Genomic DNA, 16,504 nt, shown 5'->3' with positions numbered 1-16,504 from the left:
TACGTCGAACGCCGCAGCGCCGAAGGACGAACACCCCGAGAGATCCGCCGCTGTCTCAAGCGCTACCTCGCTCGAAACATCTACCGAAAACTCAACACGGCCGCAGCCAACTGCACCCCAAGCTCTGCTTGACAGACATAGGAGATTCAACGGCAGACTCGAACACCTCCGCGGCATCGCCCTGGGCTTCCGCAACGAGGTCCACTACCGACTCCGAAGCCTCCTGGAGACCGGAGGGTTCAGACCCCGACTACACCCTGGATCCTGAAGAGCCGGGTTACGCGGTCGATGATCACATGAGGACCGGATTGATCTGCAAGGCCATCGACATGGCCGTCAGGAATTGTGAGTATGTGAGAGGGGCGACCATTTTCCATTCGGATCATGGCTCGCAGTACATGTCGAAGGAATTCACCGAGCTGCTCGAGTCCTATGATATCAGACTGTCAGTGGGGAGGACGGGACTGTGCTGGGATAATGCGTGGGCGGAGTCGTTCAATGCGACATTGAAGAACGAGAGGGTGCACCGGTTAATCTATCGGACCAAGGATGAGGCGGTCCGGGATATTGTGCGGTGGATCGAGCTCAGGTATAATCAGAAACGTCTTCACTCGTCGTTGGGGTATCGGACCCCTAATGAGATTGAGGCGGAGTACCGGGAATCACCTCAGGTGGCCTGAAACCAAGTGTTTGGGCGTGTCCGAGAAACGGCAAGCAGTCCAATCCGACCCGACCTGGCCCATCGACTGGGAATCTCCGGCGTCGCGGCACACCATGGCAGATCCGTTCGCGGTTCAGGTTGTGACCAGATCGGTGGGGAGGATGACACGCGGGTTCTGGTCCTCGCGCCAATCCTCGTTCCCTGACGGCGTATCGAGTCACTGCGCATTGCCCATGGTCCGGAGAATCCTCACTCAACGTCAGATCGTCAGATTTCGTCCTCGGTCATGGCGTCGGCCATCTTCTTCAGCAGCGGCAGGGTGGCCCGTAAGGTGGCGCGCTCCTCAGCGTCCAAGGCCGATGCAGCCCCTTTGTAGATCACGATCCACATGCCATCGAGGATCCGGCGTCCCGACAGGGCCCTGTCCGTGGCCACCAGCCGGACGACCCTGCGGTCCTGCGCGTCCGGGGACTTCTCCACCAGATCGGCAGCTTCAAGGCGTCCCACTGCAGAGCTGGCATTGGAAGGGGCGTACATCAACGACCTGGCGACGTCCTGCACCCGGCACCGCGGATGGTCGACGATGAAGCGGAGGACTTCCTCGAGAGTGGGAGGGAGAAGTTCAACCTCAGAACGACGAAGCGCGGCGATGTGACCCTGCCGCGCGATCCGTCGAGTGAGCAATGCCAGATCGGCCCACTCGGACGCATCGTTGTGACGAGACGACACTGGGACTGTCATGCGCTCACCCTTAATCCGAGTTGCGGTCAGGACCGGTACGCTCAGCACCTCGATCAATGTATATCAATCTATATACAGTGTGGATGTGCACTCATCTCAGACTGTCGCAACCACCGGAAGAGCCGACATCGGGGCGGGGGTACTCACGACAGTCGCTCTCGTGTCGGGACTCTCGCCGCTGGCCACCGACACCTATCTGGCCACCTTCCCCGCCCTGGGCCGTGAACTCGGTGTCTCCAGCTCGGCGGTACAGATCACCCTGACGACCTACATGCTCGGGTTCGGGGTTGGGCAGTACGTCATCGGCGCGGTATCGGATCGGCTGGGACGACGGTACCTGCTCATCGGAGGCACGTCTCTTGCTGCCGCCGCGAGCGCCGGTGCGGCTCTTTCTCCGACCATCCAGCTACTGTGGCTGACACGGTTTCTTCAAGGAGTCGGGGCTGCTGCCGGGGCCGTGCTGGCGAGGGCTGTGGTGGGTGACACCTCGTCGGGGCGACGTCTGGCACAGCTGCTGTCGCTGATGATGATGGTCCAGGGCGTCCTTCCAGTCGCCGCGCCGCTGCTCGGAGCCTTCCTGGCAGAGCCGTTGGGCTGGCGCGGCATCATGTGGCTGTTGGCTGGAATCTCGATGGTGCTCCTGGTGGCCCTTGTCATCGTGGTACCGGAGTCCTTGCCTGCGGAGAGGCGTGTCCGCACTCCCATCGCGCGAGTGATCGCTGCTCCGCTTCGAGTTCTTTCGGTGGGGCAGTTCGGCGCATTCTCGCTGGCGATCATGGCCGGTTTCGGTGTCCTCTTCGCCTACATCTCCAGCTCGTCGTTCATCCTGCAGGATGTCTTCGGGCTGACGGAGATCGAGTACGGGCTGGTTTTCGCCATCAACGCGGCGGTCATGATCATCGGCAGTGCGCTCAACTCGCGGTTGGTGATCACTCATCTGCCCATGAGAGTCGTTCGAGCAGCCCTGGTGGTGATGATGGCTGGTTGCGCGGCGGCTCTGATCGATGCCCTCGCCGCCCCTCGGCTGGTGGTCTTCGTGGCCGCAGTGTCGTTGGCCTCGGCGGGTCTGTCCGCGCTGTTGCCGAACCTCACCACGCAGGCCCTTTCGGCTCTGCCTGCTGAGAGTCAGGGAGCCGGATCGGCTGTCATCGGCACCGGGCAAGCCGTCAGCGCAGCAGCAGTGGCCCCTTTGGTGGGCTTGGGGACCTCCTCGCTGCCCACCGCGATCGTCATGACATCATGTGCCATCGTGGCTGGTGGTGCGGCCCTTGTTGGTTCAGGTGCTTCTGAGCCTCGCCATTGAACCGTCAGTAGCCGGTTGCGCACCGCTGGATGCTCACCCGATCGTGGGTGCGCACCTCCTGGGGAGAGAGGCCGACTGACGAGGACTCGAAACTCCGCCGCGGTTCCAGGGATGAAGGGCTGCCAGTGCCGAGGGATCCCCTCCCAGATGAGGGTGTGTCGAGTTGGCGTCGGTCCTCAATCGACCAGGTTGTCCGGCCGACGAGTATGGAGCCCGCTGGATGGCCCCAGAACGCCGGGGCCATCCAGACGCGCCAGGACAACCGTTCAGAGCTCCTCCGATGCGAGTATCCGATCGAGCAGAGCGTCGTAGATCGGTGGCACTCTCAGGGCATCGGCGGTGAAGACCGCCAGGATGACGACCACGGCGACCGGCAGTAGATGAGAGAGGCTCCCGCTCATCTCGGCGGTCAACAGGATCGAGGTCAATGGAGTCCGTACGCTCGCAGCGAGCAGACCGGCCATCCCGCACACCGCCAGGATCGCCTGGTCACCCCGGGGCGCACCCCAGGCCTGGAGGACCAGGGCGTATACCGTGCCGGTCAGGGTTCCGATCGCGAGGATCGGCATGAAGATGCCGCCAGGGATACCTGATCCGAAGCTGATGGCGGTGAACGCTGTTTTCGCGCACAACATCAGGACGACCAGGCCGATACCGGTAGCGGTCTGTTCCGCCCACCCGATCAGTGGTTCTCCGCCCCCGAGGACCTGAGGAAGCATGCAGCCCGCAAGCAGGGCGCCCACCATCGCGGTCAGGATCCCAGCAGGCCCCGGCAGACTCGCCAGGCTCTGGGAGGCCAACAGGATCCGATTGACCAGAGCACCCATGAGCCCCGCGAGAACTCCCAGAGGCATCACCATCCACAGTCGCGACAGACCAAGTGTGCCCACCACGCCGAACTGGAGGATCGGGTGCGGACCGAAGACCAGAGTCGATACCGCACCCGCCGCCAGCGCGCCGGTCGAGGCCGATGCGATCACCAGCGGGGAGAAGCTGCGGTGAAGACCTTCGATGCCGAACAGGATGCCGGACACCGGTGCGTTGAAGGCTGCTGCCAGACCCGCTGAGGCGCCGCTGGTCACAAGGTGGTCCTGTTCCTCGCTGGTGGCTCGTAGTGGGCGCGCCAGCAGTTTGGCAATGGCGGCCCCAATGTGGATCGAGGGACCCTCCCGGCCCAGCGACAGGCCGAAGAGCGCTCCACCCACCCCGCCCAGGAAGCGTGTCGCCACGACCGGTGTGGGACGCATTCCCATTCGGGCGATCAAGTAGGCCTTGACCTGGGGGATTCCCGATCCGGCCGCCTGCGGCTCCCGTAGCAGCAACAGCCACACCGTCGCTGACACGATGACCGCCGCTACCAGCCAGGGGAACAGCGCCCACCAGTGGCGTCCCAGGAAGGAGTACCCACTCAACGCCGCCCTGGTGGCCTCCTCGATGAAGTAGCGGTAGAGGCTCGCGGCAGCGCCGCCGGCGATTCCCGCGAGGATACCGTTGCGTGTCACGCGCCATCTGCGCGACGACGCCAGCCGATGAAGACGTGTGATGGAGAAAGTTCGCACGGGATCAATTGTCGCGCAACCTGCTTCCTCCTCCCGCGCCGCGATACCCGACAGGTGGCTATGTCAACTTCATTTGGCCCCGGGTTGTCGGTCTGGCTGGGCCCCGGTTGGGTGCGAGAAGCCAACCCAGAGTGAACTCCGGGCAGCTTATGGGGGGCGGTTCATGTCAGTGGTGTCGGCGCAGGCGCAGGGAGTTGGTGATGACGCTCACCGAACTGAGGGCCATGGCGGCTGCGGCGATCATCGGGGACAACAGCCAGCCGAAGGCGGGGTAGAGCACTCCCGCGGCGATCGGAATGCCGATGACGTTGTAGATGAATGCGAACAGCAGGTTCTGCTTGATGTTGCGCATAGTGTCGACGGACAGGTCGCGGGCCTTGACCAGGGCTGCGAGGTCGCCGCCGAGGAGGGTCACGTCTGCGCTCTCGATGGCGACGTCGGTCCCGGTGCCCATGGCGACGCCAACGTCCGCCCCGGCCAGGGCAGGGGCGTCGTTGACGCCGTCACCGGCCATCGCGACCGTGTGACCTTGCTCCTGGAACCGCTGGACGTGCCCATGCTTCTGATCCGGAAGCACGTCCGCGATCACCTCGTCGATGTGGAGCTCGTCGGCGATGGCGTGGGCGGTGGTGGCGTTGTCCCCGGTCAGCATCACGATCCGCATGCCACGGTGACGTAGGTCGTCGATGGCCTGGGCGGTGGTGGGCTTGAGTGGGTCGGCGATGGCCAGGATGCTTGCAGGCTGACCATCGACAGTCACGATGACGGCAGTGGCTCCTTGGCGACGGAAGGCGTCGATGTCGTCGGTCAGGGGGGTCGTGTCGGCATGCTGGGTCGTGAGGAAGGCAGGGCTGCCGACCATGACCTGGTGACCGTCGACCAATGCTTCGACGCCGCCACCCGGGTGGGCGGTGAATGCAGTGGCGGTCGGTACGGTGACGTCGCGTTCTCGCGCCGCGTCGACGATCGCGCGGGCCAAGGGATGTTCGGACCCGGACTCGACAGCGGCCGCCATGGCCAGCACGATCTCGGCGTGGTGGCCGGCGACGACCTTCTGGTCGACGAGGCTGGGATGGCCCTGGGTCAGGGTCCCGGTCTTGTCGACCACCAGGGTGTCGATCTTCTGCAGTCGTTCGAGTGCTTCGGCGTTCTTGACCAGGACGCCATCGCGGGCTCCGCGACCAACCCCGACCATGATGGACATGGGTGTGGCAAGGCCAAGCGCGCAAGGGCAGGCGATGATGAGCACGGACACTGCAGCAACGATCGCGAACGGTAGCCGGGGCTGTGGCCCGACCGTGGCCCAGACGGCGAAGGTGATCAGTGCGATGCCGATCACGACCGGCACGAACACAGCGGAGATCTTGTCGACGAGCCCTTGGATGGGGGCTTGGGAACGTTGCGCCTGGGACACGAGGTCGACGATGCGGGCCAGGGTCGAGTCGGCGCCCAGGCCGGTGGCCTCGATGACCAGGCTGCCGCCGCTGGTGATGGTGCCGCCGATCACACGGTCGCCGGGGTTCTTGTCAACAGGTACCGGCTCGCCGGTGATCATGGATTCGTCGACGTAGGCGTGGCCGTCGACCACGATGCCGTCTGCTGGGATCTTCTCACCGGGGCGGACCCGGCAATGGTCGCCGACCTGCAGGTCCGCGGATGGCACTTCCTCTTCTTCTCCGTCGGGGTTGATGCGGTGCGCGGTGGCTGGCGACAGGTCCAGCAGGGCGCGGATGGCACCCGAGGTCTGGTCGCGTGCCCGCAGTTCGAGTACCTGCCCCAGCAGCACCAGGGTGATGATCACGGCGGTGGCCTCGAAGTAGACGCCGACCCGGCCACCGTCATCACGCATGATGGCCGGGAAGATCCCCGGGGCCAGGACGGCGACCACACTGTAGAACCACGCGGCACCCACACCGAGGCTGACGAGGGTGAACATGTTGAGGTGCCGGCTGGCCACTGATCGGGCGCCACGTGCGAAGAATGGCCACCCGGCCCACCACACCACGGGGGTGGACAGCGCGAGTTCGACCCAGGGCACCCACGCCCCGACGGCCAGGGCCGGGACCATCGCCAGCACCACCAGGGGCAGGCTGAGCACGGCTGCCACGCGGAGACGGCGGCGCATGTCTGCCAGCTCTGGGTTGGGTCCGTCGTGGACGCCCACCGAGACCGGTTCGAGCGCCATGCCACAGATCGGGCACTCGCCCGGCCCATCCTGCCGGATCTCGGGGTGCATGGGGCAGGTCCATTCGCCATCGCGTGGGCCGGTGTCGGCCTGTGGTGGCGGGGCGCTTTGCCCGCCGTGCTCTTGGTGGGCAGCAGTCTGCCCGGGGTGGGTGTGCTGGTGTGCTGCTGGCGCGGGGGGCTGTCCGTCCGGTTGGAGGAACATGCCGCACTTGGGGCAGCGGCCAGGGTGGTCACTGGTGACCTCGGGGTGCATGGGGCAGGTGAAGGAGTCCCCTTCAGCCGTGATGGGCTCGTCGGGTGGGGTAGGGCTGGTCATGGTCTTCCTCGTCCGTTGAGTGGTGGTGCTCTGTGGTGCTGGTGGGCGCGTGGTGCGAGGTTCTTGGCTCAGTGGTGATCGGCCCCGTGGTTCATCATCCGCATCATGAGCCACATCATCACTACGCAGCCGAGGGCGGGGATGACGGCGGCCATGACGCCGCCTGCGGCGAGGCTGGCACGACCTGTCCACAGGTATCCTGCCACGATGAGCAGCATCGGGGCACACATCAGCAGGTGCATCCAGTGGTGGCTCTTGCCGTGGCCTGTCATCTTCGGGTCGTGCCGGTGCTGCACGGGCTCGAGTACCGGGTCGGCGGCGGGGCGGGGAGCGTCGCTGTCACTGCGGTTGAGCTGGGTGGGGTTTGTGTACATGGTGGTCTCCTTCGTCGTGTGTGGCTGGCTGCCGTCACCATCCAGACTGTCGAGCGTCCATGAAGCTGGACCGGGGCAAATGATGAAGGTTTGACCAAGACGTCGGAGGCATGTGCGGGCATGCGGCGGTGCGGTTCCCGGGGTGACGCGGGAACCGCATCGGCGTGGGCTGGGGTCAGTAGCGCAGGCTGGTCATCATGCCGATCTCGGCGTGGTAGATGTTGTGGCAGTGCAGCATCCAGGCTCCGGGGTTGTCGGCCTGCAGGTCGGCCTCGATGGTCTGCATGGGCAGCAGCAGCACGGTGTCCTTGCGTAGTCCGTTGCTGCCCGGCAGGGACCAGGTGTGGCCGTGGATGTGCATCGGGTGGGCCATCATCGTCATGTTCGTCATCCGCATCCGGACCCGCTGTCCCGGGCTGATCGACAGGGGTGTGTCCTCACCGAACTTCTTGCCGTTGATGCCCCAGGCGTAGGGCTTCATCTGGCCGTTGAGCTGGACCTCGAGGGTCTGCTCCGGTTCCTTGTCGGGCAGCTTGGCTGCGTCGGCGGCGCGCAGGGCGGTGCCCAGGGCAGCCTTTCCTCCGAGTTCGGGGATTCGGGTGGTGGCCGGCGGAATGCTGCCGGCGCCGGTCTTGACGATGGCGCGGGCGGGAGTACCGGTCTTGCCCTCGGGGGCGGCCTGCAGCACGAAGACGCCGTCGCCGACGGTGACGGTGGCGTCGATCCTTTCTCCCATGGCGAGGTAGATGGCCGTCGCCTCGACTGGCTGCACGGCGAATCCGTCGGCGTGGGTGATGGTGAGTCGGTGCCCGGACAGGCCGACCTTGAAGATCGTGTCGGCTCCGGCATTGATCAGCCGTAGCCGGACCTTGTCCCCGGGGCGTGCCGTGAGGGTGCGCGGTGCGGCCGGGATCCGGCCGTTGACGACGTAGTGCGGGTAGCTCACGTCTCCGGCATCGCCCAAGGGGGAACTGCCGTGGTCCATGCCTCCCATGTCGTGGTTCATTCCTTGGGACAGGGGGCCGCTGTTGGCCTTGAAGTCGGCGAAGATCGCATCCGGTGACTTGCCAACCCCATCGGTCCAGTCATCCAGGACCAGGACCCATTCCGCGTCGTGGTCGCCCGGATCGCGTGGGTCGTCCAGCACGAGGGGAGCGTACAGCCCCCGGTCGATCTGGACTCCGCTGTGGGGATGGAAGAAGTAGGTTCCGGCATGGGGTGCGACGAACTCGTAGGTGAAGGCACTCTTGGCGGCGATGGGGTCCTGAGTGACACCAGGCACACCGTCGGAGGCGTTGCGCAGGGCAATGCCGTGCCAGTGCACCGAGGTGGCTGTGGGGAGCTGGTTGTCGACCGTGACCCGGAACAGGTCGCCCGCCTTGCCGCGCAGGACGTTCCCGTCGAGTTCGTCGGTGTAGGCCCAGGTCTTGGCCAGGACACCGCCCAGGTCCAAGGTGACAGGGCGCGGGGTCAGGGTGTGGGTGACGGTCGTCGCCCCGGCCGGGGTGGCGAGTGGTGTCTGGGTCGGGATGGCCCATGTGGCCGGGGTGGTGCTGGCCGGGGAGGGCTGCTTGGCGCCGCATGCAGCCAGGGCGCTGGTGGATGCCAGGCCGAGGCCGGCGAGCAAGGCCTGTCGGCGAGTGATCGTGTTCATGCCCCCGACTCTTCCCGCCCCGCATTGTGACCGGGTCAGGGAAGTGTGGAGATTCGATCAAGACTTCGTGGCAGCACCAGGGTGAACGACGCACCGCAGCCCACCCCCGGACTGGCCGCCAGCACGTCGCCCCCATGTGCCCGGGCGACGGCTCTGGCGATGGTCAGGCCGACTCCGGTTCCGCCGTCGACGTCACGGACCCTGCGTGATCCTTGGTGGAAGAAGCGTTCGAAGACGTGGGGCACCTCACCGGCGGGTATGCCTGCGCCGGTGTCGCTGACCTGGATGGACACCGAGTCCGTGTCAGACCAGCTCGTCACACATACCTCACCCCCGCGTGGCGTGTGCTGGACGGCGTTGCGCAGCAGGTTGTCCAGGACCTGGCCGATGCGTGCAGGGTCGACATCCACCTCCACGGGGCAGTTGCCACGGGTCACCAGCTGGATACCTGCCTCGGCACAGGCTTTCGCACACGAGGTGACCGCCGATTCCACCAGGTCATCGATGCGGGTCAGCCGTAGTTCCAAGGGGATCCGCCCCTCCTCTGCCCTGGAGACCTCGGAGATGTCGGCCGCCAGCGCCGTGATGCGCTCGTTCTGGCGTTGGAGGACCTCAAGGACCTCCGGCCCATACACGGCGACTCCGTCCTGGAGGCTCTCGAGCGTCACCCGCGTCACGGACAGGGGCGTTCGCAGCTCATGGCCAAGATCGGTCAACATGCGTCGTCGGGTGGCCTCCGTGGCCGCGATCTGGGCCGCCATCCGGTTGAACTCATGGGCCACGGATTCGAGTTCGCGCCCCAGTGGCGGCATGCGCACGGGGTCGTCGTAGTTGCCGTGCGCGACCCTCTCAGCCCCCTCGGCCAGGGCATCCAGCCCTCGGATGAGGCTGCGGTTCAGCACCCATGACGTCACCGCCGCGATCATCATCGCGGCGGCAAGTCCCAATCCCAGGGAGGCCGCACCGGCGTCATGGAAGGCACGCTCGGCATGGTCCAGCACCATGGGCTGGGTGTGCCCGGCCTCGGCCATGTGCTTCTTGAACAACGGCGGGCCCATCTCCAGGGCGGTCAGGACCAGCGTGACGCTCATGGTGACCAGGACGGCGAACTGGGTCCACACCAGCCGTCGACCCCACGACAACCCGGGCCACAGCTCTGATGGCCGTCCTCCCATCAGCCTCGGCCCATCCGGTAGCCCACGCCCCGCACAGTCAGCACGTAGCGGGGATCGGCGGCCTCCTCACCCAGCTTCTTGCGAAGGTGTGCCACGTGGACATCGACCAGATGGTCGTCGCCGACCCAGTCCTCGCCCCAGACCATGTCCGTGAGCTGACGCCGACTCAACACACGTCCGGGATGCGCGGACAGGGCCTTCAGCAGGTCGAACTCGGTGCGTGTCAGGTCCACCGCCACACCATCCATGGAAGCCTCGCGCGAGTCGGGATGCACCACCAGTTCCCCGATCCTGCGGGCGACGGATGCCGAAGCCGTGGATCTCGGGCGACGCAGCATCACCTGGACACGTGCGACGAGTTCGCGCGGGCTGAAGGGCTTGGTGAGGTAGTCATCCGCGCCCACGGACAACCCGATGAGCATGTCCACCTCGTCAGCTCGCGCGGTCAGCATCAGGACGTAGCAGTCGCTGAAGGTGCGCACCTTGCGACAGACCTCCACTCCGTCGAGGCCCGGAAGGCCGAGGTCGAGGATGACGACATCTGGCTGCTCCTCCCGGATCCGCGACACCGCCTCGTTCCCGTCTGCACAGGTGTCTGCGGCCATGCCGGCCCGTTCCAGGTAGTTCTTCACCGTGCCGGCCAGCACCGGTTCGTCGTCGACCACCAGCACCGAAGTGCGCGCCACATCGCTCATGGCTCCACCTCACCACGAGACCCAGCAGGCGTCACCTCGTCGGTTGCGAGGACGGGGACATGTTGTGGTTCATGCTGCCCATGTCGTGGTTCATGCCGGACATGCCACCCATGTCATGGGTCATGACGCTCGACGACGTGTCACCTCCCAGGACTGCCGGATCGACCATCCCGAAGATCATCGCCACGTGGGCCACCACGAGGAAGGCCGCCACCATCGCCACGTGCATCCGCAGACGGTTCTCACTACTGCGGCCCAGGACCCCCGCCTCGAGGAGACTGATCACGAGCATGGGCAGGCCACCGACCAGGTAGCTGAGGACCGCGATGACATCAGCCGGGCCGCGCCATCCCCCATTCATGGTCAAGGGCACCACCGCGTGGACCATCAGGTGCGTCCCGATGAAGACCCACACGGGACCGGCGAGCAGGCCAGCAGCCCGACTGAGCCTCGCCACCCACGGGGCTGCGGGCCGGTCATTGCGGCGCCCCAGCAGCATGACCAGTTCCGTGATCGCCAAGGTCTCGGCCAGGATGACCGGGAGGGCCATGAACAACAGCAGGTTCCACGGTTGCCGCACCGCGAGGAGTTCCATGTAGTGGGTCATCGCCATGCCAGCCATGCCCGAGCCAGCAGTCAGGTCGGGCACGGCCAGGGCCAGCCCGACCGCGGCCACGCTGGCAATTCCCAGGAATGCGAGGGACCCACGAGCCAGGGATGAGGATTCATTCGTCGTCATGCCGCCAAGCCTCCAGGCGGCATGTCGAGCACGAGCAAGACAGTGTGAAGAAATGATCAAGATCCACCGCGAACACCGGCTGTCACCCACCTCCCCCGTCCGGACCATCGATGCCCCGGACCTGTGCAGTACCCGCAGTGGCACAGAAACCCACCAGAAGTCGACCGGCACTCGGTTCGGCCGCCTCTCTGCCGTGCACTTCTCTCGATGGCCACGCCATGACCCGTCGAGTCACAGAGTCTGGCGAGCTCGCGTGTGGGCGAGGCGATAGGAGTGGGTGCCGGTCTCGATGATGGTGGCGTTGTAGGTGAGGCGGTCGACGATCGCTGCGCACAGTCGTGGATCGGTGAAGGTGTCGGTCCAGGCGGAGAAGGACTGGTTGGAGGCGATCGCGATGGCGTTCTTCTCCTCCCGCTCGGTGAGGACCTGGAACAACAGCTCGGCCCCGCGCCGGTCGAGCTCCATGTATCCCAGTTCGTCAATGACCAGGAGATCCACTCTTCCGTAGCGGTTGATGGTCTTGGTGAGTTGCTTCTCGTCAGCGGCCTCGACGAGCTCGTTCACCAGGCGGGTGGCGAGGGTGTAGCGGACGCGGTAGCCCTGCTCGGCGGCGGCGGTCCCGAGTGCGATGAGCAGGTGGGACTTGCCGGTGCCGGAGTCCCCGATCAGGCACAGCGGGTCGCCGCGGCGGATCCAGTCCCCGGTGGCGAGCTCGTTGATGGTGGCGGGGTTGATGTTCGGGTTCGCGGTGAAGTCGAAGTCGGCCAGCCACTTCTCGCGCGGGAATCCGGCGCTCTTGATACGGCGCAGGGTAGAGCGCCGGTCACGGTCGTCGACCTCGGCCAGGAGCAGCTCGGCGAGGAAGCCCTGGTAGGTGAGTTGTTCCTTGGTGGCGGTGGTGATCGCCTCATCGACGACGGACCGGATGGTGGGCAGTCGTAGGCGGCGGCAGGCCTGGTCGATCGCGGCCTGGGCGGCTTGTTCGGTGAGGCCGTGACGACGACGAAGACCGCCCGGACGGGAGCTGCTGGTGTTGGTGGTGGTCATGGGGTTCCTGTCGGAGTGTGGTGATGGGCTTCGGCGGTGGCCGAAGCGGGGTCGGGTTGGCGACGTCGCAACAGCTCGTCGTAGGCGGTGACGCTGGGCAGGGGCCGGGTGTCGGCCGGTAGCGCGGCGATCAGCGAGTTCGAGTCGGTGTGGCGGCGCGGTGGCAGGTTCACCACGGTGCCGCCGCACTGCGGCGCGGGCGCGGTGTGGCTGACGCTGTGGCGTCGGGCCTCGACGGCGACGACGTCGGCCGAGACGGCCCCGACGGACAGGGCGCTGGTGATCCCGACGATCACCGCGTCAGACGGGAGGGACCGGTGGAGCAGGAGCACGTCGATCAACTCCTGGGTGCCCGCGACGTCGCCGCTGGTCTTGCGGGCGGCAGCCCAGAACGCGTCGTGGGCGGCGGTGAACGCCCCCGCGGCTCTGGCTTGGGCCAGGGCGGTCGAGCCGGGGAACGCGCCGGGCTTGTGGCGCAGAACCTCGAGGTAGTGGTCCAGCTCGACCCGGGTCACCCCACGCGTGCCGAGGCGGGGATGGGTGGCGACCACGGTGCGGCCCTCGAACACGACCACGCACGAGGCCCGCAGACTGACCCGGACGCGCTGCCCGATCAGGTGCGCCGGAACGGAGTACTTGACCATGCGCACGGTGATCAGGGCGGAGCGGTCGACGCGCGGGTGGAGGATCAGGCCGGGGTCGAAGTCATCGGCCGGCAGCGGCGCCAGGTGGGGCAGCTCGGCGCGGTAGTCCTGCCCGATCGTGTTCGCATGGCCGGCGATCCGGCGGGTGTTGTCGTCGACTTCCCAGACACGGATCTGGTCGTTGAGTTCGTCCAGGCTGGCGACCTCGGGCATCGGGGTGAGGTGGTTGCGGCGGAACCAGCCGACCTCGCCCTCGACACCGCCCTTCTCATGGGCGCCGTCGATGCCGGGCTGGCAGTAGAACGCGTCGAAGCCGTAGTGGGAGCGGAACAGCACCCAGCGTTCGTTCTCCTCGCGGAGCCGGTCACCGCCATGGATTACCTGCACGACCGCGGACGTGAGGTTGTCGTAGCGGATGTGGCGGGTCGGGATGCCGCCCAGGGCGTGGAAGGCCTCGATGTGGCCCTCGAGGAAGGCTTCCTGCCCTCCGGTCGGGTAGACGCGGTGGATCGCCTTGCCCGAGTGCGACAGGCGGTAGACGAACATGTGGCACTTGGTCTTGACGCCGTCGAGGATCACATACACCTCGCCGAAGTCGACCTCGGCCTCCGCGCCGGGGGCGTGGTCCTGCGGCACCATCGCCTCCACCCGCCGCCCGGCCTCCAGCTCGATCTGCGCCCGCCGGGTCCTGACATAGTCCCGCACCGTCGAGTAGGACAGGTCCGTGGCACCGTGCTCGTCACGCAACCTGGCCAGGATCCTCGTGGCGGTGTGGCGCTGCTTGCGCGGGGCGGTCAGGTCGTAGAGCAGCATCTGGTCGATCGCCGGCTTGTACGGGTCCAGACGTGGTGCGGACCGTACCGGGGTCTTGCGGGGCGGGGGTTCGGCTGCCGCGAGGGCCTGGCGAATGGTGCGGCGGTGCACCCCGTGCTTGCGCGCGAGTTCGCGGATGGACAGGCCATCGACTCGCGCGTCGTGGCGGATGTCGGCAAACAGTTGCACTCGTGACCCCATCTCGGCCTCCTCGCCTCACACCAGTGGATGGGGACCAGCGTGGAGGGGCGGGGCCAATTCAGACCGTCAACACCCCGGCAGGCTGCACGTGGGGCCGATTCAGGCCGTCACAACGGGGCCAAACCAAGCTGTCACAACCACGACAGGTGACCACGGAGGCTGATACGGCCATCGGGAGCATCGTCGCCGGTCGTGTCCGAGGTGCAGCCCTGACGCGCGTCCCGCCGCAGCGTCACGGCGGCGGGCCTCGCGACGATCACAATGGCGATGAGGACAGCGATCCGGGCACCGTCCGTGAAAGTGCTGTCGGGAAAGGACAACCCAGCGATCAGCGGAGAGACCGTGAGTCCGAGTGCGATGAGCATTGGGAGGAACGGCAGATCGCACCTGCCACTCGCGTCGGGAGGCCTCAGCCGGGTCAACAAGGCCACGAGGAGAATCGTCCGATAAATCAATGGGCCTGACCACCAGCAAACCCGACCACGATCGGTCCCGAAGCTCTCAAGCATTCAGTCGACAGGGTCCCGCCAGACCGATCCCGCATCCATGGAGTATCGGAGGCTCCCGTCACCCTCAGGGCCTGAGTTGATCTACTCGTGGCCTGAGTCAGCAAGTCGTTGCCTATGGTGTCAACCGTAGTGTAACCCCACCAGACACTGTCGCGGGTTCCGGGAGGTGCGGGCTGGAATCGATGTCCCATCTGAGAGAACAGGTCGCCGCTCTACGAGAGGGACTGGCCGGTAACGGGACTACTTACACTGCCGAGAAGGTTTGACCTTGACGTCATGCCTTTGGTCCTGGAGTATCCGCTGACACCGGAGCCGGCTGGACGGCTCGCACCAGCAGAGACTGGATGAGGTGTGCCGAGGAGATCTCGGCGACATCGGTGCCGTTGAGTGTGAAGACCTGTCCGCTCGCGCGCTTGAAGACCACACCCCACGCCACCGTGATCCGGGACCCCTCGATCCGAGTCGTCCACATGTGCCGTGATGCGACGTTCCGGGCGAAAAAGGCTGTGAAGAACTGCCGGATCGCCGCCCTGCCACGCACGGGATCGCCACCATTGGGTGTCAGGACAGCGTCATCGGCGAACAGAGCAATCAACCGCTCGAAGTCCTCCGGGTCGGCGCCGGCAGTGTCGGAGAGCTCGAAGTACCTGTCCAGAACCGTCTCAGCCATCGGAACTCCATTCGTCAGTTAGGCAACTATCGAATAGATAGTAGCATGGAGACATGCCCGTGCTCTTTCACCCGTCGGTCGAGTCCTTGGACCTGGTCACCGTGCTGTCAGCACTGGCGGACCCGGTTCGGTTGCAGGTCGTTCGCTACATCGCCGACGACCAGCCACATTCATGTGGGGAAGTTCCCACGCCCCTCAGCCCGGCGAGTATGTCGCGCCATTTCCGCATCCTTCGTGAGGCCGGCGTCATCACGACCACGCCGGCCGGCAAGCATCGTCTGCTCACTTTGCGTCGCGGCGACCTCGAGGCCCGTTTCCCGGGCCTCCTGGCATCGGTGGGCGCTCTTCCAGCTCCCCCCGCAAGCTCATCGTAAGTTCATCGTGAGGTGGGCCGACGGAATACCCACCAGACGCTGAATGTCAGACGGTCGCTACTGAAGCGTCCCGGGCTCGGTGGAGGCTCTCAATTCACGGAGGATGAGAGTTATGGCTGCACCGAGGAAGTACCCGGATGAGTTGCGTGAGCGTGCGGCGCGGTTGGCGGTCGAGGCGCGACAGGATCCGGATCGGAAGGCTGGTGCGCTGCAGCGTATCGGTGAGCAGCTCGGGATCACCCCCGGGGACGCTGCACAGAACAACGCGCCGTACGGGCCGTTGTCGGAGGCTCACAGGACACAGTCAGGGGCGACACACAGGGAACAGTCCGGGACGCCAGAAGAGCGTTGTCCAGGACTCCCCGCCCAACCATTTCCCTTCATCCGTGGAGTCCCACGCCAGGCCGAGCGACCACCACACCAGGAGACCCGACCCACCGGCCCGGGGCCTCCCGGTTCACCTTGCCGACTTAGGTTCCCCTTCGGTCTGGTTGCTCTAGCCTCGATTTTTCATGGGTGGCTGCTGGGTGGGGGTTCGGCGGCTGTGTCGTCGAACTGAGCATTGATTCTGGCAGGCGGGTGCGACGGTTCGCCGCATGTCGCTGCGGGGGTCGGGCTGTCCGGGCCGTGGGGTTCTTTCAGATGGTGGGCGGTCAAGGTGCATACCGGGGGCTATCCCGCGGGGGCGGGCAGGCCCCGCAGCACGCCGACTGCGGCGACCACGGTGTCGACCCATGGTTGGCGATCCGAGACGTGCAGGATGACGCGCCGGCCGCTCCGGGCGAGGGTGGCGGGGATGGCGAACAGGCGATGGCGCAGCTTCTTGGGCTCCCACCGCCGGG

General features: G+C 66.1%; 15 protein-coding genes and 2 pseudogenes. 4 read left to right on the top strand and 13 right to left on the bottom strand.

The window, feature by feature from the left end:
* Both H590_RS19235 and H590_RS16780 read left to right on the top strand, forming a co-directional pair.
* Positions 1 to 132 (top strand): annotated as a pseudogene (locus tag H590_RS19235) (IS110 family transposase); the annotation flags it as partial.
* A gap of 125 nt (positions 133 to 257) precedes the next feature.
* Positions 258 to 680 carry an integrase core domain-containing protein gene (locus H590_RS16780; RefSeq protein ID WP_269471520.1) on the top strand — a complete coding sequence of 141 codons (423 nt, stop codon included), beginning with the start codon at positions 258 to 260 and terminating at the stop codon, positions 678 to 680.
* Positions 681 to 928: 248 nt separating this feature from the next.
* Here H590_RS16780 and H590_RS17535 read toward each other — a convergent pair whose 3' ends face one another.
* Positions 929 to 1,450 carry a MarR family winged helix-turn-helix transcriptional regulator gene (locus H590_RS17535; protein ID WP_232020892.1) on the bottom strand — a complete coding sequence of 174 codons (522 nt, stop codon included), beginning with the start codon at positions 1,448 to 1,450 and terminating at the stop codon, positions 929 to 931.
* Between H590_RS17535 and H590_RS0112905 the strand changes: the two genes are divergently transcribed.
* On the top strand, positions 1,401 to 2,705 hold the full coding sequence (locus H590_RS0112905) for a Bcr/CflA family efflux MFS transporter (RefSeq protein WP_084149529.1): 1,305 nt from the start codon (positions 1,401 to 1,403) through the stop codon (positions 2,703 to 2,705). The genes H590_RS17535 and H590_RS0112905 overlap by 50 nt on opposite strands.
* 266 nt (positions 2,706 to 2,971) lie before the next feature.
* Here the strand turns inward: H590_RS0112905 and H590_RS16770 are convergent, their stop codons facing one another.
* The 11 genes from H590_RS16770 to H590_RS16765 all read right to left on the bottom strand — a co-directional run bounded on the left by H590_RS16770 (position 2,972) and on the right by H590_RS16765 (position 15,288).
* Entirely contained in the window at positions 2,972 to 4,207 is a 1,236-nt protein-coding gene (locus H590_RS16770) for a ClC family H(+)/Cl(-) exchange transporter (RefSeq protein ID WP_051238623.1), read from the bottom strand.
* Positions 4,208 to 4,430: 223 nt separating this feature from the next.
* On the bottom strand, positions 4,431 to 6,767 hold the full coding sequence (locus H590_RS0112895; RefSeq protein WP_044636502.1) for a copper-transporting P-type ATPase: 2,337 nt from the start codon (positions 6,765 to 6,767) through the stop codon (positions 4,431 to 4,433).
* A gap of 68 nt (positions 6,768 to 6,835) precedes the next feature.
* The gene (locus H590_RS0112890) at positions 6,836 to 7,141 is read right to left on the bottom strand and encodes a hypothetical protein (RefSeq protein ID WP_028703848.1); all 306 of its coding nucleotides are present in this window, start codon (positions 7,139 to 7,141) and stop codon (positions 6,836 to 6,838) included.
* Positions 7,142 to 7,316: 175 nt separating this feature from the next.
* A complete protein-coding gene (locus H590_RS0112885; protein ID WP_028703847.1) occupies positions 7,317 to 8,795 on the bottom strand; it encodes a multicopper oxidase family protein in 1,479 nt (492 codons plus the stop codon).
* 35 nt (positions 8,796 to 8,830) lie between these two features.
* Positions 8,831 to 9,886, bottom strand: coding sequence for a sensor histidine kinase (locus tag H590_RS0112880; RefSeq protein WP_036982503.1), 1,056 nt, complete (start codon positions 9,884 to 9,886; stop codon positions 8,831 to 8,833).
* A gap of 83 nt (positions 9,887 to 9,969) precedes the next feature.
* Positions 9,970 to 10,665 carry a response regulator transcription factor gene (locus H590_RS0112875; RefSeq protein WP_027586301.1) on the bottom strand — a complete coding sequence of 232 codons (696 nt, stop codon included), beginning with the start codon at positions 10,663 to 10,665 and terminating at the stop codon, positions 9,970 to 9,972.
* A 31-nt stretch (positions 10,666 to 10,696) separates the two neighbouring features.
* Entirely contained in the window at positions 10,697 to 11,404 is a 708-nt protein-coding gene (locus H590_RS0112870; protein WP_027586302.1) for a DUF6803 family protein, read from the bottom strand.
* 231 nt (positions 11,405 to 11,635) lie between these two features.
* Positions 11,636 to 12,451 carry an IS21-like element helper ATPase IstB gene (istB, locus tag H590_RS0112865; RefSeq protein WP_027586303.1) on the bottom strand — a complete coding sequence of 272 codons (816 nt, stop codon included), beginning with the start codon at positions 12,449 to 12,451 and terminating at the stop codon, positions 11,636 to 11,638.
* The gene (gene istA, locus H590_RS0112860; protein WP_028703845.1) at positions 12,448 to 14,109 is read right to left on the bottom strand and encodes an IS21 family transposase; all 1,662 of its coding nucleotides are present in this window, start codon (positions 14,107 to 14,109) and stop codon (positions 12,448 to 12,450) included. Before istA ends, istB begins: the two co-directional genes overlap by 4 nt.
* Positions 14,110 to 14,240: 131 nt before the next feature.
* On the bottom strand, positions 14,241 to 14,474 hold the full coding sequence (locus H590_RS0112855) for a hypothetical protein (RefSeq protein WP_126412713.1): 234 nt from the start codon (positions 14,472 to 14,474) through the stop codon (positions 14,241 to 14,243).
* 418 nt (positions 14,475 to 14,892) lie between these two features.
* On the bottom strand, positions 14,893 to 15,288 hold the full coding sequence (locus H590_RS16765) for a YybH family protein (protein WP_051238622.1): 396 nt from the start codon (positions 15,286 to 15,288) through the stop codon (positions 14,893 to 14,895).
* Between the two features lie 53 nt (positions 15,289 to 15,341).
* Between H590_RS16765 and H590_RS19470 the strand changes: the two genes are divergently transcribed.
* Positions 15,342 to 15,662, top strand: a complete 321-nt coding sequence (locus H590_RS19470) for an ArsR/SmtB family transcription factor (protein WP_028703843.1) — start codon at positions 15,342 to 15,344, stop codon at positions 15,660 to 15,662.
* 672 nt (positions 15,663 to 16,334) lie between these two features.
* Here H590_RS19470 and H590_RS18495 read toward each other — a convergent pair.
* Positions 16,335 to 16,504: pseudogene (locus H590_RS18495) on the bottom strand (IS1380 family transposase); the annotation flags it as partial.

It is taken from the genome of Acidipropionibacterium jensenii DSM 20535 (assembly GCF_000425285.1).
In the GTDB taxonomy this organism is placed as follows: domain Bacteria; phylum Actinomycetota; class Actinomycetes; order Propionibacteriales; family Propionibacteriaceae; genus Acidipropionibacterium; species Acidipropionibacterium jensenii.
Note: the sequence above shows the minus strand (reverse complement) of the source record. Positions and strands in the feature narration are given on the sequence as shown.